Origin of the sequence: Yeosuana marina (assembly GCF_011762485.1) — a bacterium.
Lineage (GTDB): Bacteria > Bacteroidota > Bacteroidia > Flavobacteriales > Flavobacteriaceae > Yeosuana > Yeosuana marina.
On record NZ_JAAKGI010000007.1, the window covers coordinates 155,764 to 175,963 of the forward strand.

General features: G+C 33.1%; 18 protein-coding genes. 11 read left to right on the forward strand and 7 right to left on the reverse strand.

Annotated elements, in window-relative coordinates; all coding sequences use genetic code 11:
- The first annotated feature begins 12 nt into the window (after nt 1-12).
- From G5V56_RS09380 to G5V56_RS09400, 5 genes are all read left to right on the forward strand, one after another.
- Nucleotides 13-1,566 carry a right-handed parallel beta-helix repeat-containing protein gene (locus tag G5V56_RS09380; protein ID WP_166964216.1) on the forward strand — a complete coding sequence of 518 codons (1,554 nt, stop codon included), beginning with the start codon at nt 13-15 and terminating at the stop codon, nt 1,564-1,566.
- Nucleotides 1,567-1,614: 48 nt separating this feature from the next.
- Nucleotides 1,615-2,031 (forward strand): serine hydrolase, encoded by a 417-nt coding sequence (locus G5V56_RS09385; RefSeq protein ID WP_166964218.1) that lies wholly within the window; start codon nt 1,615-1,617, stop codon nt 2,029-2,031.
- 51 nt (nt 2,032-2,082) lie between these two features.
- On the forward strand, nt 2,083-2,334 hold the full coding sequence (locus G5V56_RS09390) for a hypothetical protein (protein ID WP_166964220.1): 252 nt from the start codon (nt 2,083-2,085) through the stop codon (nt 2,332-2,334).
- A gap of 114 nt (nt 2,335-2,448) precedes the next feature.
- Nucleotides 2,449-3,855, forward strand: a complete 1,407-nt coding sequence (locus G5V56_RS09395) for a S41 family peptidase (RefSeq protein ID WP_166964222.1) — start codon at nt 2,449-2,451, stop codon at nt 3,853-3,855.
- A gap of 304 nt (nt 3,856-4,159) precedes the next feature.
- Nucleotides 4,160-6,232, forward strand: coding sequence for a prolyl oligopeptidase family serine peptidase (locus G5V56_RS09400; RefSeq protein WP_166964224.1), 2,073 nt, complete (start codon nt 4,160-4,162; stop codon nt 6,230-6,232).
- 96 nt (nt 6,233-6,328) lie between these two features.
- On the opposite strand, the gene glyA is transcribed toward G5V56_RS09400, so the two are convergent.
- The gene (gene glyA / locus G5V56_RS09405; RefSeq protein ID WP_166964226.1) at nt 6,329-7,600 is read right to left on the reverse strand and encodes a serine hydroxymethyltransferase; all 1,272 of its coding nucleotides are present in this window, start codon (nt 7,598-7,600) and stop codon (nt 6,329-6,331) included.
- A gap of 203 nt (nt 7,601-7,803) precedes the next feature.
- Between glyA and fahA the strand changes: the two genes are divergently transcribed.
- Both fahA and G5V56_RS09415 read left to right on the forward strand, forming a co-directional pair.
- Nucleotides 7,804-9,087, forward strand: a complete 1,284-nt coding sequence (fahA, locus tag G5V56_RS09410) for a fumarylacetoacetase (protein ID WP_166964228.1) — start codon at nt 7,804-7,806, stop codon at nt 9,085-9,087.
- Between the two features lie 125 nt (nt 9,088-9,212).
- Nucleotides 9,213-10,394 (forward strand): hypothetical protein, encoded by a 1,182-nt coding sequence (locus tag G5V56_RS09415; protein ID WP_166964230.1) that lies wholly within the window; start codon nt 9,213-9,215, stop codon nt 10,392-10,394.
- 82 nt (nt 10,395-10,476) lie between these two features.
- On the opposite strand, the gene ppk2 is transcribed toward G5V56_RS09415, so the two are convergent.
- The 3 genes from ppk2 to ytxJ form a co-directional block, all read right to left on the reverse strand.
- Nucleotides 10,477-11,277, reverse strand: a complete 801-nt coding sequence (gene ppk2 / locus G5V56_RS09420; protein ID WP_166964232.1) for a polyphosphate kinase 2 — start codon at nt 11,275-11,277, stop codon at nt 10,477-10,479.
- A 41-nt stretch (nt 11,278-11,318) separates the two neighbouring features.
- A complete protein-coding gene (locus G5V56_RS09425; protein WP_166964234.1) occupies nt 11,319-11,948 on the reverse strand; it encodes a metal-dependent hydrolase in 630 nt (209 codons plus the stop codon).
- A 117-nt stretch (nt 11,949-12,065) separates the two neighbouring features.
- Nucleotides 12,066-12,455 (reverse strand): bacillithiol system redox-active protein YtxJ, encoded by a 390-nt coding sequence (gene ytxJ / locus G5V56_RS09430; protein ID WP_166964236.1) that lies wholly within the window; start codon nt 12,453-12,455, stop codon nt 12,066-12,068.
- A gap of 158 nt (nt 12,456-12,613) precedes the next feature.
- On the opposite strand from ytxJ, the gene clpB reads away from it, so the two are divergent.
- The 4 genes from clpB (at nt 12,614) to deoD (ending at nt 17,818) form a co-directional block, all read left to right on the forward strand.
- Nucleotides 12,614-15,223, forward strand: coding sequence for an ATP-dependent chaperone ClpB (gene clpB / locus G5V56_RS09435; RefSeq protein ID WP_166964238.1), 2,610 nt, complete (start codon nt 12,614-12,616; stop codon nt 15,221-15,223).
- A 301-nt stretch (nt 15,224-15,524) separates the two neighbouring features.
- Nucleotides 15,525-16,190, forward strand: coding sequence for a deoxyribose-phosphate aldolase (gene deoC, locus G5V56_RS09440; RefSeq protein ID WP_166964240.1), 666 nt, complete (start codon nt 15,525-15,527; stop codon nt 16,188-16,190).
- A 244-nt stretch (nt 16,191-16,434) separates the two neighbouring features.
- On the forward strand, nt 16,435-17,100 hold the full coding sequence (gene deoC, locus G5V56_RS09445) for a deoxyribose-phosphate aldolase (RefSeq protein ID WP_166964242.1): 666 nt from the start codon (nt 16,435-16,437) through the stop codon (nt 17,098-17,100).
- 19 nt (nt 17,101-17,119) lie between these two features.
- A complete protein-coding gene (gene deoD / locus G5V56_RS09450) occupies nt 17,120-17,818 on the forward strand; it encodes a purine-nucleoside phosphorylase (protein ID WP_166964244.1) in 699 nt (232 codons plus the stop codon).
- Here deoD and G5V56_RS09455 read toward each other — a convergent pair.
- The 3 genes from G5V56_RS09455 to pxpA are packed head-to-tail and all read right to left on the reverse strand — an operon-like array spanning nt 17,815 to nt 20,123.
- Nucleotides 17,815-18,663, reverse strand: a complete 849-nt coding sequence (locus tag G5V56_RS09455) for a 5-oxoprolinase subunit C family protein (protein ID WP_166964246.1) — start codon at nt 18,661-18,663, stop codon at nt 17,815-17,817. The genes deoD and G5V56_RS09455 overlap by 4 nt on opposite strands.
- Entirely contained in the window at nt 18,656-19,390 is a 735-nt protein-coding gene (pxpB, locus tag G5V56_RS09460) for a 5-oxoprolinase subunit PxpB (RefSeq protein WP_166964248.1), read from the reverse strand. Before pxpB ends, G5V56_RS09455 begins: the two co-directional genes overlap by 8 nt.
- Nucleotides 19,383-20,123 (reverse strand): 5-oxoprolinase subunit PxpA, encoded by a 741-nt coding sequence (pxpA, locus tag G5V56_RS09465; RefSeq protein WP_166964250.1) that lies wholly within the window; start codon nt 20,121-20,123, stop codon nt 19,383-19,385. The genes pxpB and pxpA overlap by 8 nt, the downstream gene beginning before the upstream one ends.
- Between the last annotated feature and the right edge of the window lie 77 nt (nt 20,124-20,200).

A 20,200-nucleotide genomic window follows, 5' to 3' on the forward strand; every position in this document is an offset into this window, starting at 1 on the left:
TATATTTATTTTATGAAGCGTTTATTATATGTTGTTTTTCTTGTTTCAATGTTGTTTCTGTATAATTCATGCAGAAAAGATTTTGAATTTTCTCCAAGTACGGGAAGTCTACAATTTTCAAAAGACACGATATATCTTGACACCGTTTTTTCTAATATTGGTTCAAGTACTTACAACTTCAAAGTTTATAATAGAAGTGATAACGATATTATTATTCCAACTGTAAAACTTGGTTTAGGAGACGCTTCTGCTTACAGATTAAATGTAGATGGAATGGCTGGGAAAACGTTTGAAAACGTAGAGATTCTTGCTAAAGACAGTTTATATATATTCGTTGAAACTACGGTTGATATTGCAAATCATACAAATTTAACCGACTATTTATATACCGACCAAATTGAGTTTGACACGAATAGCAATCAGCAAAAAGTGGAATTAGTAACGCTTGTTAAGGATGCTATTTTTATATATCCCAATAGAGATAACACTACAAAAGTCGTTGAAACATTAACCCTAAATATTGGCGGAGAATCCATAGAAACAGATATTCAAGGACGCGAATTATTACCTGCCGAACTCACTTTCACCAATGAAAAACCCTATGTTATCTATGGGTTTGCAGCTACACCTAGTGGAGAAACGATTACTATTAACCCCGGAGCCCGTTTACATTTCCATGAGAATTCTGGACTTTTAATAACCGAAGGATCTTCTATTAAAATACAAGGTGGTTTAAGTACAGATCAAGAAGCTATGGAAAATCAGGTGATTCTTGAAGGTGATCGCTTAGAACCTGATTTTTCTGAAACCCCAGGACAATGGAACTCTATTTGGTTGTTAGATGGAAGTGTTAATAATGAGATTCATTACACCACTATAAAAAATGCCACTGTTGGCGTGCTAGCTGATGGGAACCCTAATGAAAGTATTGATAAACTCACCATTACAAACTCCCAGATATACAATTCCAGTGCGTTTGGTATTCTAGGTAGAAACACCTCGATTAACGGTGAAAATGTGGTTATAAATAATTCAGGGCAATCCTCATTTGCAGGCACTATTGGTGGCAAATACAATTTCACGCATTCTACTATTGCTAATTATTGGGATAATGGGTTTAGACAATATCCTGCGGTACTATTAAATAATTTTATTGTTGATACCGATAACAATACTGTTTTAACCGATTTAACCGAAGCTAATTTTAACAACTGCATTATTTACGGTAATGACAATCCGGAGATTTTATTAGATGAAATTGAAGATGCTACTGTTAGTTTTAATTTTAAATTTACTAACTGCTTGATTAGGTTTGAAGACAACAATAACAACTTTACGGGTGCTAATTACGACTTAAATGATACCAATCATTACGAAGGTAATCTGTTTAATCAATCTCCTGATTTTAAAAACACAAGTTTAAATGAAATGATGATTGGTGATAAGTCTGCTGCTATTAATCAAGGAAACTCTATATTTTCAAATCAAGTTCCTTTTGATATTCTTAATATTAACCGAACTTCCTCTCCTGATTTAGGTGCTTATCAACATGTAACTTTTCCATAGAAACTCGTATAACTTAATAAAACACTGGAAGAGCTAAACATTAACGATGTGTCTGAACTTCTTCCAATTGAAAAAAAGGCTACAATCAAAGACATCATTTCAGCCAAGTCTGGTGTATATTTAAATGGCTCCAATGGAGGAGATTTTCGCAGATATGCGCCAGAAAGAGGCTCTGTAAACCCTGGAACTCATTGGTTATATAGTAATTGGGATTTTAATGTAGCAGGATATATATTCGAGCAAGAAACCAACCGTTCTATTTACGACGAGATAGAATCTCAACTTGCCATTCCTTTGCAAATGCAAGATTGGGACAAATCGCTTCAAAGAAAAAGTGGTAATTACGAAATCTCGAAGTTTCCTGCCTATCATATGTGGTTTTCAACAAGAGATATGGCTCGAATTGGCTTACTAATGCTTAGAAAAGGTAAATGGAATGATAAACAAATTATACCCGAAACCTGAGTAAATGAAATAATTACAGAACGAACATCGTATGAAGAAGCTCAGAAAAGTGTGCCTCTTTTAAAAAGTGACGGCCTCGATTTAGGGTATGGTTACATGTGGTGGTTAGTAGAGAACACCAACGATTACCGACTTAAAAATGCGTATTCAGCCCAAGGTGCTTTAGGACAAAATATTACTATTTATCCCGAAATAGATGTTGTGCTAGCTTTTAAAACAAAAAGTGATTACAGAAGAAGGAACTCTATTCAAACACAAATGAATATTATGAAAAAAGCGGTTGAAATATATAATCCTAACTAAAACATTTTAGAATAGCAATTTTTCATCATGAAAATTTTTAAATACGTATTACTATTAATTATATTTAACACAATGCCTTGTATTCAGGAGAAACAGAATAAAAACAAAAACTAAATGAAAAAAATGAAAATTAATTCCCAAATATTCGTCCTGTTTATAGCTGTATTTATTAATGTAAGTTTAGCTAAAGCACAAAACAATTCGTTAACCAATGATTATAAGGAAAACGTAATTCAAAGCCTATCGCAATTGATGAATGAATATTATGTGTTTCCAGAAGTTGCTAAGTTAACTGAACAACATTTAAAGACTCAAATGCAAGATGGCTATTTTGATCAATTTAAAAATAATGAAACTTTTGCAGCAGCCCTGACTAAGTCTGTACAAGCAATTAATAAAGACAAGCATATGCGTATTCGGTCAAATCAACCATATATGATTTCAGAAACATCTCAGGAAAGTATGATTGACCAACATATTGCTAGAATGGATAGATCAAGAGAAGCAAATGCAGGGTTCAAAACTGTTAAAATTCTGGAAGGTAATGTGGGTTATTTAGATTTAAGAGGTTTTGCTGGAATGGAAACTGGAAAAGACATTGCTGATGCTTATATGAAATTAATGTTGAGAACAGATGCAATTATCATCGACTTAAGTAAAAATGGAGGGGGCAGCCCTAGAATGGTTCAGTACTTATGTAGTTATTTCTTTAACCAGAAATTACTTTTGAATAGCCTGTATTGGAGAGAAGGAAATACAACAGAAGAGTTTTGGACATTAGATAGCGTTGGAGGACTTAAAATGAACGATGTCCCTTTATTTATTATGACTAGTGAAAGAACTTTCTCTGCTGCAGAAGAATTCTCATATAATATGCAAACTCAAAAAAGAGCAACCTTAGTAGGACAAACCACTGGTGGAGGTGCTAATCCGGGGCGTAGTATGAGAATCAATGCTAATTTAAGTGTTTTTATTCCAACAGGAAAAGCAATTAATCCAGTTACTAAAACAAATTGGGAAGGCGTTGGAGTTATTCCAGAAGTGGCAACAACCGTCGAAGAAACTTATGATAAAACACTTGATTTAGCACAGAAAGCTGCAGAAGCTTATAGAACCAAAAGAAATGAAAAGTTCAACCAGTTGTTTACGGATTTAAGCAACCAACTTGAACATTACATAGTTGGAAAAACAGACGATATAATTCTTGTACGTTTGAAAAAATGTCAAGAAGCCAAATTGTTTAACGAAGGAGATATTAATAATCTAGGTTATGATTATTTACAAACAAACAAAAAACCAAAAATAGCGGAATCTATTTTGAGAGCCAATACAATTCTTTATCCAAATTCAGCAAATACATTTGATAGTTATGCTGAATTATTAATGATAAATGGTGATTTAGAAGCTTCCGTTAAGAACTATCAACATGCCGTTGCTATTGCTATTACAACTAAGGATAGAAATCTCGAATTATTTCAGAAAAATTTAGAAATAGCAAAACAGAAATTAAAACAAGAATAATTGTAATTGAGATTAGTAAGTTTCTAAAAACAAACGCACAATCTCGTTCATTAAAAGCTAAGCAATCTCATAATAATCGTCATTGCGAGCAAAGCGAAGCAATCTCATAATACATGTCCAAAGTAAATATTTATAACTCAATAAATAGGTAACTTCATTCCGTGGTATTCCATTCGTATGATCTAATTTTTTATTTATATATACTTACAAGTGTGTATAGCATGTTTAAACTTTAAATATTAACTTAGTATAAAATAGAAAAACCACAGATAACCCAAGAAACCGTTTGAAAAAAACTAAAAACATGAAAAAATACACTTTATTATTTATAGCATTATTAGGAATATGTCAAATTTTTCAAGCTCAGGAAGACAAATACCAATGGTTAGAAGAAGTTGATGGTAAAAAAGCATTGGAGTTTGTTAACAACCAAAGCAAAGCTACTTTTGAAAAATTGAGTAAAGAAAAGGACTATCAAGATATTTATGATAAAAGTTTAGCAATCTATAATTCTAATGAAAGAATAGCCTATCCAACTATCCGTGGAACCTACGTTTACAATTTCTGGAGAGACAAAGACCATGTAAGAGGAATATGGAGAAGATCTCCTCTAGAAAACTACACGAATGGAAATCCAGTTTGGGAAACGCTTCTTGATATAGATGAACTTTCGAAAAAGGACGATATAAAATGGGTATACAAAGGAAGTAGCGGGTTATATCCTGATTATAGTCATTTTTTAATTAGGCTATCTAAAGGAGGTGGTGATGCTGTTGTTATTAAAGAGTTTGATACAGAAACAAAATCATTTCTTGAAGACGGATTTTATCTGCCAGAGTCCAAAGGTTATGCAAGTTATGTAAATGAAAATACGTTGATTGTTTCAACCGATTTTGGAGAAGGCACCATGACTACTTCAGGATATCCAAGTCAAGTGAAACTTTGGAAACGTGGGACTCCATTAAAAGATGCGCAACTAATTTATAAGGGAGAACCCTCTGATGTAAGTACTAATGGATATGTAATGCGTGATGATGAAAAAGGCTATATAGTGATTGACCGGTCACCATCTTTTTTTACAGATTTAAAGTTCATTTGGACAAATAATAAAATCATAAAACTAGACATTCCCGATGATGCGAGTACAAAAGGTATTTTAAACAATCAATTTATTATTCAATTGAAATCTGATTGGACAGTTAATTCTAAAACCTATAAAATTGGAACACTTTTAAGTCTTAATTTTACTGAATTATTAAAAGGGAATAAGGAAGTTCAAGTAATTATTGAACCCGATGAATTTTCAAGTATTTCACAGGTTTCAATGACCAAGAATAAATTATTAGTCAACCTTTTATCTAATGTTATTAGCCAATTGCACATCTATTCATTTGATGACGGAAAATGGATTAATGAAAAAGTAAAAGCACCCGATTTTGGAACTATTTCTATTGTCGCTACCAATGACCTTTCAGACCAGTATTATTTTAATTTTATGAACTTTATTACGCCATCTACCTTATATTCTGCTAATGCAAGTAACAACACTTTTAAAGTTTATCAATCGTTACCTGCGTTTTTTGACGCTAGTAAATATGCAGTAAAACAATACAAAGCAAAATCAAAAGATGGCACGATGATTCCTTATTTTATGATAGCCGCTAAAGACATGAAAAATGACAGAACAAATCCAACTCTTGTATATGCTTATGGTGGCTTTGAAGTATCTGAACAACCCTTTTACTCTGCAACTTTTGGCACAGCCTGGCTAGAAAAAGGTGGTGTTTTTGTATTAGCTAATATTCGTGGTGGTGGTGAATATGGCCCAAAATGGCACCAAGATGGAATGAAAGAAAAACGACAAAATGTATTTGACGATTTATATGCCGTATCTGAAGACTTGATAGCTAAAAACATAACTACACCAAAACATTTAGGCGTTATGGGTGGAAGTAATGGCGGCTTATTAGTTGGAGTTGCATTCACGCAACGTCCAGACTTATACAATGCGGTGGTGTGTCAAGTACCGTTGCTCGATATGCAACGCTATAATAAACTGTTAGCAGGAGCCAGTTGGATGGGAGAGTATGGAAATCCTGATATTCCTGAAGAATGGGAATACATCAAAAAATATTCACCTTATCATAATCTTAAAGAAGGAATGGACTATCCTGAAGTGTTCTTTTACACATCTACCCGTGATGATAGAGTGCATCCTGGACATGCCAGAAAAATGGTAGCTAAAATGAATGATATGGGATACAAAACATATTATTATGAAAATACAGAAGGAGGACATGCAGGCAGTTCAACGAATGAACAAAGTGCTAAAATGAATGCTATGACGTTTTCTTATTTATTGATGAAGCTCAAGTAGTACAATTTCGTTTGATTGATTTCATAAAATATTAATGACTTAAAACAAAAAATCCTGCATTATGCAGGATTTTTTTATTTTAAATAAAGCTAAAACCTATACAAATAAAGGTTTTCCCTTCATCATAGCATTCACTTTAGTTTTTACAGATTCTAAAACCGCTTCGTCTTCAAAATTGGTAATCACTTCATCAATTAAGTCAACAATCCCTGCCATATCTGCTTCTTTTAAACCTCTGGTGGTAATGGCCGCTGTACCTACACGGATTCCTGAGGTCACAAACGGTGATTTATCATCAAATGGTACCATGTTTTTATTCACCGTAATATCAGCTTTGACTAAAGCTTGCTCAGCATCTTTACCTGAAATGTTTTTATTACGCAAATCAATCAACATCATGTGATTATCGGTCCCACCCGAAATAATATTATAGCCTTTACCTACTAAGGCTTTGGCCATAGAATCAGCATTCTGTTTAACTTGCAAAATATAGTGTAAAAACTCATCGGTTAAGGCTTCTCCAAATGCAATGGCTTTGGCTGCAATAATATGTTCTAACGGGCCTCCTTGATTTCCTGGAAATACTGCAGAATCTAACAACGACGACATTTTACGTAAGCTTCCGTTTTTTAAAGTAATACCAAATGGATTATCAAAATCTTGTCCCATCATTATCATACCTCCTCTTGGACCTCTTAGCGTCTTATGAGTTGTTGTTGTAACAATATGACAATGTGGCAATGGATCATTTAAAATACCTTTAGCAATCAATCCTGCTGGATGTGAAATATCAGCTAACAAAATAGCGCCAACGCTATCAGATATCACTCTAAATCGTTTAAAATCGATATCACGAGAATACGCCGAAGCTCCGGCTATAATTAACTTAGGTTGCTCTTTCGTTGCAATCTCTTGAATTTTATCATAATTTAAAACCCCTGTCTCCTGCTCTACACCGTAAAACACTGGATTATATAGTTTTCCTGAAAAGTTAACTGGCGAGCCATGGGTTAAATGCCCTCCGTGAGATAAATCAAATCCTAAAATTTTATCACCAGGCGTTAAACACGCATGGTAAACTGCTGTATTAGCTTGACTACCAGAATGTGGTTGCACATTTACATACGCCGCATTAAACAAGGTTTTTGCTCTATCAATAGCAATTTGCTCCACTTCATCCACAACTTCACAACCACCATAATAACGCTTTCCCGGATAACCTTCTGCATATTTGTTGGTTAGCACAGAGCCAGCCGCCTCCATGACTTGATTGCTCACAAAATTCTCAGATGCAATGAGTTCAATTCCGTGTAATTGTCGTTCTTTTTCTGCCTGTATTAATTCAAAAATTTGTTCGTCGCGTTGCATATAATTATAAAATCAAGTTAAATATTCGGCAAAAATAGGAAATTGATTAGTTAAATACGTCAAAAAACATATATTTACTCTCAAGTTTTTAACCATTTTATTAACGGTTGAAAGAAACCTATTTTTTAAGTATTTTTTTCTATTAAAATGAAAAAAATGTGTAGGTTTGAATATTATTCAATAAAATAATAAACATATAAGTTATGTCTATATCCGCTAACAATCCAGATAGAAAATCGTGGTTACACGTCGATAAAAATTCTGATTTCCCTATTCAGAACATACCCTTTGGTGTGTTTTTAACGCGTGATGATATCATTACTATTGGAACACGTATTGGGGATACCGCTATTGATCTTGGGGCCCTACATCAATTAGGCTATTTTGATGGCATTCCGCTCACCGACGATATTTTTCTTCAAGACACTTTGAATGATTTTATAGCCGATGGAAGAAAAACATGGAGAGCTGTAAGAAATAGAATTGCTGAAATTTTTGATTCTGACAACAATACCCTTAAAGATAACAAGCAAAATAAAGAGATTGTCTTATTTAGATTGGATGAAATTGAAATGCAACTGCCCATTCAGATAGGTGATTATACCGATTTTTATTCAAGTATCGAACATGCAACAAATGTAGGCAGTATGTTTAGAGATCCTGACAATGCATTGCTGCCAAACTGGTTACATATTCCAGTAGGCTATCATGGTAGAAGTTCATCTGTCATCCCTTCTGGCATTCCAGTACACAGACCACAAGGACAAACGTTTCCAGAAGGAGCCAAAGAACCTGTTTTCGGTCCTTCAAAACTTGTAGATTTTGAATTAGAAATGGCTTTTATTACGACAGATGCTAACGATTTAGGAGAACCAATTCCTATTGGAGAAGCAGAAGAATATATATTTGGTTTAGTGTTATTGAATGACTGGAGTGCGCGCGATATTCAAAAGTGGGAATATGTGCCTTTAGGCCCATTTTTAGCTAAAAACTTTGCGACCTCTATTTCACCATGGATAGTAACTCTTGATGCCTTAGAGCCTTACAGAGTTGAAAGTCCGAAACCTTTAAAGCCACAATTGGATTATTTAAAATATAAGGGAAAGAAAAGTTTCGACATTCATTTAGAAGTTGCTATACGTCCCAAAGGAGCAAAAGAAACCATTGTTACCAATTCTAACTTTAAGTATATGTATTGGAATATGTCTCAGCAGTTGGCACATCATACCGTTAATGGATGCCCTGTAAATTCAGGCGACCTTATGGGAAGTGGTACTATTTCTGGACCAACACCAGAATCTTATGGTTCTATGCTTGAACTAACCTGGAGAGGTGAAAAACCTATTATCATGAAAGATGGTTCTGAACGTAAATTTATCAATGATAATGACACCGTTATCATGCGTGGGCATTGTGAAAAAGATGGTACCAGAATAGGTTTTGGTGAAGTATCAACTAAATTATTACCTATTTACAAGAAAAAATAAGAAATTTCATATAAAAAATTAAAATATATTACATTTAATCGTATTTATTAGCTTTTAATCCGTTTTATTAGTATTTTGGCACCACTATTGGAAGGATATTCCAATTATTCAAAATCTTATAGAACATGAAGAAAATTTTACTTATCACAACGTTTATTACCCTGTTAATATCTTGTAGTACTAGAAAACAAGTTGAAAAGTCTATTAATACTGGTAATTATGATAAAGCTATTTCTGATGCTTTAGATAAACTTGATACAAATAAAAGCAAAAAAAGTAAGCAAGATTATATAGTAATGCTCAAAGATGCTTATGTAAAAGCTGTTGAGAGAGATTTAAACAGCATTTCTTTTCTTAAAAAAGATAATAATCCTGAATACTATCAGAAAATTTATGAAACCTATCAAGATTTAAAGTCTAGACAGGAGGCTATTAAACCATTTATGCCACTTCAATTAAATGGAAAAACAATTAATTTTAAATTTAATGATTATACAAATGAAATTCTTAGTTCTAGGGATAAGGCCTCTGATTATTTATATGAAAAGGGTCTTAAGCTTTTGGATTCTGATTCCAAAGCCAACATAAGAGACGCTTACGATATTTACAATTATATAGAATCTATAAATCCTAATTTTGAAAAAACAAGGGAATTTATGGAAGAAGCCCATGCAAGAGGTACCAATTATGTGATTGTTAGTATAGAAAATCAAACCAATCAAATAATCCCTAATAGATTGGAAGCAGATTTATTAAACTTTGATACCTATGGTTTAAACCAATTCTGGACGGTCTACCATGCTGCTAAAGATCCTAATATTAGTTATGATTATGCAATGGAACTTCAATTAAAACGTATTAATATTTCTCCTGAACAAATTAAAGAAAAAGAAATACAACGTGAACGAGAGATTGTAGATGGCTGGGAATACAAATTAGATAGAAAAGGGAATGTAGTAAAAGATAGTTTAGGTAATGATATTAAATTAGATAAAATAGTCACTGTCAAAGCTCGATTTTCTGAATTTACCCAAGTAAAATCAACTCAGGTTATTGGTAATGTGGTTTATATTGATTTAAAATCAAATCAAGTTGTAGACACGTTTACGATTGATAGTGAGTTTGTTTTTCAAAACATATATGCTGCCTACAGAGGAAATAAAAATGCCTTAACCAAAGAAGACCTCGGGTTGCTTAATAACAGACGTATCCCCTTTCCATCAAACGAACAAATGGTTTATGATACTGGTGAAGATCTAAAACACAAGCTCAAAAAAATTATAACTTCTTATAGAATGAGAACCTAGCAAAAAAATAAGAACCTTGTGTGTCAATAGATATCATGGTTAATAAAGAGATCATAGTATATCAAGATTATAAAAATAAAATCTAATATTTCTCAGGCACAAACGTCTGGTAATTCATAGGTGGACGCACGTAAGCTTTATAATCTGGTAGGTCTGGAAGTTCAACAGGTTTTAAATCCATTTTTTCATGAGGAATCTGACTTAAAACATGACTTATGCAGTTTAAGCGTGCTTTTTTCTTATTGTCTGCATTCACGACAAACCAAGGTACCTGCTTCGTATCGGTATGTGCAAACATATTGTCTTTAGCTTTTGAATACTCTAACCATCTAGAGCGCGATTCTAAATCCATAGGGCTAAATTTCCAACGCTTTAATGGATTACTTATTCGATTTTTAAAACGCTTCTCTTGCTCTTCATCACTTACTGAAAACCAGTATTTTAAAAGGATTGTTCCAGATCTAACCAGCATCCGCTCAAACTCTGGGCAAGATCTTAAAAATTCATTGTATTCTTCATCAGTACAGAATCCCATCACCTTTTCTACTCCTGCTCTATTATACCAACTTCTATCAAAAAGGACCATCTCGCCAGCAGCAGGTAAATAAGGTACAAAGCGCTGAAAATACCATTGTGTTTTTTCTCGTTCAGTTGGCACCCCTAAGGCAACCACCTTACATACCCGAGGGTTTAAAGGCTCCATAAAACGTTTTATAGTACCTCCTTTTCCTGAGGCATCCCTACCTTCAAAAATGATAACTACTTTTAATCCTTGTTTTTTTACCCATTCTTGAAGATGAACAAGCTCTTCATGCAGGATAGCTAGTTCTTTATCATAATTAAATGGTTTACTATTTGAAGCGTCTGTACTTGATTTTTTCATACACACAAGTTAACAAAAAATGAAAAAAGAAGAATGATTTTTTATTTCTTTTCAATCCACCAAGCCCATAATACAAATAGCCACATTAAATTTGCAGACCAAGCTACTGCCATAACAGATGGAGGTGGCGGTCCAAATACATTCATAAAATGAATCACTAAAAACGCAATGACCAAAGACCAAAACGCTATCTTACGTTTAATGTCTACTGTTTTGTAGTATAAAAAAACACCACCTAAAAAGAGTCCTGTTTCTAAAATAATTTCAATTATTGATGAATTCCATAAACCCAAACCTACTTTTAAATCTGTAAACGGAGTCAATGGCAAATCTGGTCTGTGAGTTAAAAAATCTAAAATCCAATGACTAAAAACTAAACTTCCTAACAATAAAGAAGACTTCTTATTTTTTGTAATTATAAAATATAAAACACCAAATAGAATTGCCCAAACCAATGACATTAACAAACTATGTGAAAAGGGATATGATGTAAAATTAATTGGCGTTAATGACGTATTTCCAAGGTCTATTTCAAAAGTTTCAATACCTAATAACACAAAAATTGGCCATAATAAATCTAAAAACTGAGCTGCAATAAATAACATTGCAAGCGATGGAAGCTTATCTATTTTTTTTGCCCCATAACCCAAACCAAAATGTCCTATAAACATAATCTAAGATCAATGAAAAATAAATATAATAAGTTTCAATAAATTTTATAATATTATTTTAAAATTTATTTACAGCTAACTCCTTTATTATCAGAATTAAACAACCTCAATAACATGTCACGCAAATGCAGCTAAATCTACAGTATTTATGTCACCATGAGAATAATGCGCTACCACTACTCCATTTTTAATCACTAATAATTGAGGGGATTCATGAATCACCTGAAATTGTTGAGCTATTTGATTGGAAACATCTCTATAACTAATCAAATCTAAATAATATAAGTCAAATGTATTCTCTGAAAAATCATAATCATTTTCAAATTGCTTCTTAACCATTCTACTAATACCACATCTGGTAGAATGTTTAAAAATCAACTGTGGTTTTGTTTTAGAAATCTCCTTAATCTCATCCAATTGAGACATAGTTGATAACGTAATCCAAGGCAACTCATTAGTGTTTTTAGAAGAAGATGAACTGTTAAATAGCTTGTTAAATAGTCCCATATATTGTAATTTATATACGCTTAAGTCGTAATCTTTTTTTAATCTTACAAACTGACTAAAAGTCACGTTATTATTGAGTTAAACTGTCTTTTTGTCGCTTAAATTCTATTGGTAAGGTTATTGACCTAGACAGAATACAAAGAAAAACAAATAATATTATGAACTTAAATAATTATACAATAAAATCGCAAGAAGCTATTCAGCAAGCACAACAACTTGCTCAAAGTTTCGGTCATCAACAAATAGAAAATGAGCATATTTTTAAAGCGCTTTTCGAGGTTGATGAAAACGTACTCCCATTCATTTTAAAAAAACTGAATGTTAATGTTACTATTTTAGAACAGGCCCTTGACAAACAAATAGAAAGTTTTCCAAAAGTTTCTGGTACCGATATTATGCTATCCAGAGAAGCTGGAAAGACACTAAACGAAGCGTCTATTATTGCTAAAAAAATGAAAGACGATTATGTGTCTGTTGAACATTTAATCATTGCCATTTTTAAATCGAACAGCAAAATAGCTCAAATGCTGAAAGATCAAGGTGTTACCGAAAAAGGATTAATTGCTGCTATGGATGAACTACGCCAAGGCAACAATGTAACGTCACAAAGTCAAGAAGAAACCTATAATGCACTTAACAAATACGCTAAAAATTTAAACCAAATGGCGAAAGATGGGAAACTTGATCCTGTTATTGGTCGTGATGAAGAAATACGCAGAATTCTTCAAATTTTATCACGAAGAACCAAAAATAATCCCATTTTAGTTGGTGAACCAGGAACCGGTAAAACAGCCATTGCAGAAGGGTTGGCACACAGAATTGTTGATGGAGACGTTCCCGAAAACTTAAAAGATAAGCAAATTTTTGCTTTAGATATGGGAGCTTTAATTGCTGGTGCCAAATACAAAGGTGAGTTTGAAGAACGACTAAAAGCCGTCATCAAAGAAGTAACAACGAGCGAAGGGGACATTGTACTGTTTATTGATGAAATTCACACGCTTGTTGGAGCTGGTGGCGGACAAGGCGCTATGGATGCTGCCAATATTTTAAAACCAGCATTGGCGAGAGGTGAACTGCGTGCTATTGGCGCGACTACTTTAGATGAGTACCAAAAGTATTTTGAAAAAGATAAAGCGTTAGAACGTCGTTTTCAAAAAGTGATGGTAGATGAGCCTGATACCGAGAGTGCTATTTCTATTTTACGTGGTATTAAAGAAAAATACGAAACACATCATAAAGTGCGTATTAAAGATGAAGCTATAATTGGTGCTGTTGAATTATCACAACGTTACATTACCAATAGATTTTTACCTGACAAAGCTATTGATTTGATGGATGAAGCTGCCTCTAAATTACGTATGGAAATCAATTCTAAACCAGAAGAACTAGATGTTTTGGATAGAAAAATCATGCAGTTAGAGATTGAAATTGAAGCTATAAAACGCGAAAAAGATGAAGCTAAATTTAAAGTATTACGTTCAGATTTAGCAAATATTAAAGAAGACAGAAACGAAATATACGCCAAATGGAAAAGCGAAAAAGAAGTCGTTGATAACATTCAAAATATAAAACAAAATATTGAGAATTATAAACTAGAAGCCGAACGCGCTGAACGTGATGGTGATTATGGTAAAGTAGCCGAATTACGTTACGGAAAAATCAAGGATTCTCAAGAGCAGTTAGAGCAATTACAAAAAACATTGCAAGAAAATCAATCTGGAAATTCACTTATTAAAGAAGAAGTGACTTATGACGACATTGCCGAAGTCGTTGCAAAATGGACCGGAATTCCAGTGGTTAAAATGCTTCAGAGCGAACGTGAAAAACTTTTAAAGCTGGAAGACGAGCTTCACAAGCGAGTTATAGGTCAAGAGGAAGCTATTATTGCTGTTAGTGATGCGGTAAGACGTAGCCGCGCCGGATTACAAAATCCACAAAAACCTATAGGAACCTTCCTGTTTTTAGGAACAACTGGTGTTGGTAAAACAGAACTTGCGAAAGCCCTGGCAGAATATCTTTTTGATGACGATAATGCCATGACAAGAATTGATATGAGTGAATATCAAGAACGTCATGCAGTGAGCCGATTAGTTGGTGCACCTCCAGGATATGTTGGTTATGATGAAGGTGGGCAATTAACTGAAGCCGTTAGAAGAAAACCATATTCTGTAATTCTTCTGGATGAAATTGAAAAAGCACATCCAGATACGTTTAACATCTTGTTACAGGTATTAGATGAAGGTCGCTTAACAGACAACAAAGGTCGTATGGCCGATTTTAAAAACTCGATTATTATTATGACCTCTAATTTAGGAAGTCAGATGATTCAAGAACGTTTTGAATCTACTAAAGATGTTGAATCTGCTATTGAAGCCGCCAAAATTGACGTTTTAGGCTTGTTAAAACAAACCATAAGACCCGAATTTTTAAATAGAATTGATGATACCATTATGTTCACACCACTTACGCAAGAAAATATTATTGATATTGTGGGCTTACAAATAAAAGGAATTACCAAAATGATAGCTAAACAAGGAATCACTTTTGACGCAACTCAAGAGGCGATATCCTATTTAGCAAAAAAAGGATTTAATCCTGAATACGGCGCAAGACCAGTAAAACGAGTAATACAAAAAGAAGTATTAAATCAGTTAAGTAAAGAGATTTTATCTGGAAAAATAACAACTGATAGTATTATTCTTTTAGATGCATTCGATAATCAATTAGTTTTTAGAAATCAAGGTGATTTAATTTCAAAAAAAGTATAATATGTTTTTTACAAATGTAACAATTAGCTAAAAAAACAGTCTTTTAGTTGGTTGGTTAGTTAAAAGCAATGTAAATCAATTCTTTATATTTCATGAAGGTGATGCGCATTGCTTTTTTTAATTCACCACTATCGACAAACGGTATCATAAACCCAATAAAATGCATTTTTTTAGCAACTGTATTAAATAATTTTCTAAATTTGAAGTGAGATTAAATTCTTATTTCCCCTCAAGAATTTGATCTTTTATTCCCTCTCCAAATTTATTAATTATAGCGATATTAACCCATAAACCTACTTAAATGGACATTAATTCTTTCTTAGATTTTTCACTTTTACACGCATCTACCACAGAACGAGATGTGATTAACTTATGCAACGACGCGCTTAATAATAATTACAAATCAATTTGTGTTAATAGCTGTTATGTACCTCTTGCAAAACAATTATTAAATGCAACACCTGTTAAAATATGCACCACCGTAGGTTTTCCATTAGGTGCAGTATCAACAGAAGCGAAAGTTTTTGAAGCTAAAAAAGCTATAAAAGATGGGGCAGATGAAATTGAAATGGTTATTAACATTGGCTTATTAAAAAGCAATAACTATATGGCTCTTTTAAAAGATATTATTGATGTAAAACTAGCCATTGGTGAAACACCTTTAAAAGTTATTATTGAAATTAATGAATTATCAAAAAACGAAGTCATTAAGGCTTGCGAAATTTGCTTAGATGCTAAAGCTGATTATATAAAAACAACAACAGGACTAACTAATAAAGGAACAACGTTTACAGCTCTAAAAATCATCAAAAAAACAATTAGAGATAATGCAAAAATAGCAACTTCTGACGATGTGCTGGATACAGAAACAGCTTTAAAATATATTGAGTTAGGTGTTGATAGAATAGGTGTTACGTCAGGAATAAAATCATCAAAAACTAAATTCATAAACGAAGAAGTTTTCTAAGAACTAAAAAACATATTATTGACACTACGTCAAAAAACGCGGTTGAATTTATATAAATTCAACCGCGTTTTTTTGTCTTTTTTGAATTTTATTCAAAATTCAAAAACAATAATTCCATAGCTTTCATTGTTTTTCATCATATCCCAATAACTAAACAGTTCTATAACACAGCGGTATAAATTATACTTAAAACTATTTTTATTAACCTAAAATAACATTAACTTTAACCTATTAAATTACCCTCATGAAATCATTAAATAATTATATAGATCACACACTTTTAAAAGCCACAGCAACTAAAAAAGACATTCAAAAACTTTGTGAAGAAGCTGTAACATATCAGTTTTTCTCTGTTTGTGTTAATAGTTGTTATGTTTCAATAGCTAAAGAGTTTTTAAAACATTCAAATGTTAAGGTCTGCAGCGTGATTGGGTTTCCATTAGGCGCCATGTCTTCAAAATCGAAAGCAGCTGAAGCCCAAATAGCCATACAAGATGGGGCTGACGAAATTGATATGGTCATGAATATTGGTTATTTAAAAAATAAGGATTTTGACAGCGTATGTAAAGATATTGATGCCGTTAAAAATGTGATGCCTAACAACACGTTAAAAGTTATTTTAGAAACCTGCTACTTAGAAGATGATGAAATTATAAAAGCAAGTGAACTCGCTATAAAAGGTGGTGCCAATTTTATTAAAACCTCAACAGGCTTTGGTACTAGAGGAGCTAGTATGCAAGATGTTAAACTTATGAAAGATGTTGCTAAGGACACTGCAAAAATAAAAGCATCAGGAGGTATCAAAGATGCTAAAACAGCTATAGAATATATAAATGCTGGTGCTGAACGCCTAGGTACATCCTCTGGAATTGCCATTATAAAAGGAGAGATATCAAATTCAAGTTATTAATCAAAACAAAATTAAGCTAATGAGTGTTCATATAGAAGCTAAAAAAGGAGATGTTGCAGAAACCATTTTACTACCTGGTGATCCTTTAAGAGCAAAATGGATAGCCGAAACCTTTCTAGAAAATCCTGTTTGTTTCAATAAAGTAAGAGGTATGTTAGGCTTTACCGGAACATATAATGGTAAACGTGTTTCTGTAATGGGAACAGGTATGGGCGTACCAAGTATTTCTATTTACGCGCATGAATTAATAAACGAATATGGGGTTAAAAATCTAATTCGTGTGGGCAGCGCAGGCTCTTATCAAGCAGATATTAAAATTAGAGATATTGTTTTAGCCATGGCGGCTTCTTCAAATTCTGGTATTAATGAACTTAGATTTGGAGGTGCTGACTTTGCGCCTACCGCTAGTTTTGAACTGTTTCAAAAAGCTATAGAAGCAGCAAAAGCAAAAGACATAAAAATTAAAGCAGGAAATATATTTACCTCCGATGAATTTTACGAGGATGATTTCGAATCTTATAAAAAATGGTCAAAGTTTGGAGTTCTTTGTGTTGAAATGGAATCTGCCGGACTTTATACTGTAGCAGCCAAATACAAGGTAAATGCGCTTTCTATTTTAACTATTTCTGATTCTTTAGTAACGGGAGAACGAACTACTACCGAGGAAAGAGAGACAACTTTTAAAGGTATGGTAGAAATTGCCTTAGAATTGGCCTAATTAACCAAGCAAAACCTAATAACTTGATTTGTATATTTTTGGGCTAGTATACTAATTGACTTTTCTTCTAATTGAAGTATTCTAGGATAACCACCAGTAGTTTGACAATCTCGCATTAAAATAATAAGATTCCCAGAGGGCGTTAATTGAACTGTTCCAGGAAGCACACTAGATGTAATGATAGGCTCTAAACTATTCTCCAAAGGTTCTTGTAATTGATAGGCCATTCTATTGTTATTCTTAGAAACCGTATACTCTTTTGAAAATAATTCAGATTGTTGTTGTTTTGAAAGCATATCAAACTCTGGTCCTTTAAAAGCATTAATATCCTTAGATTTTATATAAGACACATCGACCCTAAGTGATGCATGTTGTTCTATCAATTGTGTGTTAGGCTCACCAATAGATACCTCATCTCCTTTATTTAATTTATAGGAAGTTGTGATGTCTTTATACATACTGCCGCTCCCCATAACGATTTCTAATTTAATTCCTCCTAAAACTGCCACATAGCTTCTAAAACCAAACTTTAAAGTACCAAACGTTAACACATTGCCTTTATTAACTTTGATTATTTTACATAAATCTATCGAAATGCGATCTAGTTTTGGGGACATATCGGCTCCTGTGATGCAAATGTGAGTATCTATTTGAAATTCTAAACTATCTCCTGCCATCGTCATTTCTATAACGGGTGCATCTTCTGGATTTCCTAATAAGGAATTGGCTAATATAGCCGCCTGCTTGTCCATGACTCCTGAAACAGGAACTCCATAAGCTTGATATCCGCTTCTCCCAAAATCTTGAATAGAAGAATAGAACCCAGCTTTTAATACTTTAATCATGAATCACCTCGCTTTCAATTTGGTAAACACCCGCTTCTACCAGTATTTTTACATCTTGATGTTCCTTTTTAGAAATAGGAATACATTGTATTTTATCACCCGGACTCGCAAAACAAGGAATATCATTTTGAATATTAAAAAAATCAATGGGTGCGTTACCTATAATGTTCCATCCTCCAGGACTTTCTTTGGGATAAATACCAGTTTGATTACCGCCAATACCCACCGAACCTTTTTCAATTGTTAACCTTGGAGTCCCTTTTCTTGGTATCCATAACAACTCGTCTAAACCGCCTAGGTATAAAAAACCTGGTAAAAAACCAATAAAATAAACGGTATATAAGCCTTTTGTATGTGCTTCAATAATTGATTCAATTGATATTTTTTTTTCTTGCGATAAACACTCTAAATCAATACCAAAATCGGGATGATAACATACTGGAATTTTCCATAATTTATAATGTTGTCGATGTTCTTTCTTGAGTGAGGTGTATATATTTTTAAAATAATGTATTTGCTTTTTAAAATCTATACTAGTATCCTTAAAAATAACGATAAGAGAACGATACGCAGAATTCAACTCGACACCTTCTTCCTGTTTATCTTTTAAAATAGCTTTTTTAAAAGCTAGGATATCATATAAAATAGCTTCACTAATAATGGACGGCCATTCAATTAAAATAGCTCGTTCTCCATACGGTTTGTATGTAAGCTGATATTTAGGCAATAGTGATCTGTTTAGCTTTAAATTCCTTTTTTAAAAATTTTAAAATAGTGACCACATTTGGGTTGTCGCCATGAATACAAAAAGTATCTGCTTGTATTGGAACCAAATGCCCCTGAAGTGTTTTTATGTTCTCTGATTGAATCATGCTGTACATATGTTTAAAAACAGTTTCGGGATCTTCAATCAATGCATTTTTATCGTTTCTTGAAACCAAGGTTAAATCGTCATTATAATTTCTATCAGCAAACGCTTCATAGATAATTGGAATCTTATTTTCTATAGCAAGTTTTTCAATGACTGATTTAAAAGGGACATACAATTTAATAGGCAACATAAAACTTTTAATCACCTTTACTATTACAGTTGCAATTTTCTTGTCAATAGCAGCCAAATTATATAAAGCGCCATGAGGTTTTACATGATTTAATCTCGCTTGTTCTTCACTTAAAACACTCATTAAATCATCTATCTGCTCTTTTAATGATGTATACAAAGCTGCACAGGTTATGTCCATTGGTTTACGTCCAAAATGTTCTCTATCAGGGAACGATGGATGTGCTCCTATTTTGACCCGATGCGCTTTAGACAATTTTATAATCTGTCTCATGGTTTCTTTATCACCCGCATGCCCTCCACAAGCAATATTACAGGATGATATATATGGAAAAATTTTAGATTCATTTCCAACACCTTCTCCTACATCAACATTAATATCGACAAACTTAGTATTCATTGCAACAGGTTAACTACGTTAATAACGTGCTTAACATACGAAGAAACAACTGAAAAACATCAGAAACTATAGTTTAA

What these genes read in the sequence shown, in the direction of transcription:
- G5V56_RS09395 (WP_166964222.1), top strand. Translation starts at nt 2,449, where the DNA reads ATGAAAAAAATGAAAATTAATTCCCAAATATTCGTCCTGTTTATAGCT.
- deoC (WP_166964242.1), top strand. Translation starts at nt 16,435, where the DNA reads ATGAAATCATTAAATAATTATATAGATCACACACTTTTAAAAGCCACA.
- glyA (WP_166964226.1), bottom strand. Translation starts at nt 7,600, where the DNA reads ATGCAACGCGACGAACAAATTTTTGAATTAATACAGGCAGAAAAAGAA.
- G5V56_RS09400 (WP_166964224.1), top strand. Translation starts at nt 4,160, where the DNA reads ATGAAAAAATACACTTTATTATTTATAGCATTATTAGGAATATGTCAA.
- G5V56_RS09425 (WP_166964234.1), bottom strand. Translation starts at nt 11,948, where the DNA reads ATGTTTATAGGACATTTTGGTTTGGGTTATGGGGCAAAAAAAATAGAT.
- pxpA (WP_166964250.1), bottom strand. Translation starts at nt 20,123, where the DNA reads ATGAATACTAAGTTTGTCGATATTAATGTTGATGTAGGAGAAGGTGTT.
- deoD (WP_166964244.1), top strand. Translation starts at nt 17,120, where the DNA reads ATGAGTGTTCATATAGAAGCTAAAAAAGGAGATGTTGCAGAAACCATT.
- G5V56_RS09380 (WP_166964216.1), top strand. Translation starts at nt 13, where the DNA reads ATGAAGCGTTTATTATATGTTGTTTTTCTTGTTTCAATGTTGTTTCTG.
- fahA (WP_166964228.1), top strand. Translation starts at nt 7,804, where the DNA reads ATGTCTATATCCGCTAACAATCCAGATAGAAAATCGTGGTTACACGTC.
- G5V56_RS09455 (WP_166964246.1), bottom strand. Translation starts at nt 18,663, where the DNA reads ATGATTAAAGTATTAAAAGCTGGGTTCTATTCTTCTATTCAAGATTTT.
- deoC (WP_166964240.1), top strand. Translation starts at nt 15,525, where the DNA reads ATGGACATTAATTCTTTCTTAGATTTTTCACTTTTACACGCATCTACC.
- ytxJ (WP_166964236.1), bottom strand. Translation starts at nt 12,455, where the DNA reads ATGGGACTATTTAACAAGCTATTTAACAGTTCATCTTCTTCTAAAAAC.
- ppk2 (WP_166964232.1), bottom strand. Translation starts at nt 11,277, where the DNA reads ATGAAAAAATCAAGTACAGACGCTTCAAATAGTAAACCATTTAATTAT.
- clpB (WP_166964238.1), top strand. Translation starts at nt 12,614, where the DNA reads ATGAACTTAAATAATTATACAATAAAATCGCAAGAAGCTATTCAGCAA.
- G5V56_RS09415 (WP_166964230.1), top strand. Translation starts at nt 9,213, where the DNA reads ATGAAGAAAATTTTACTTATCACAACGTTTATTACCCTGTTAATATCT.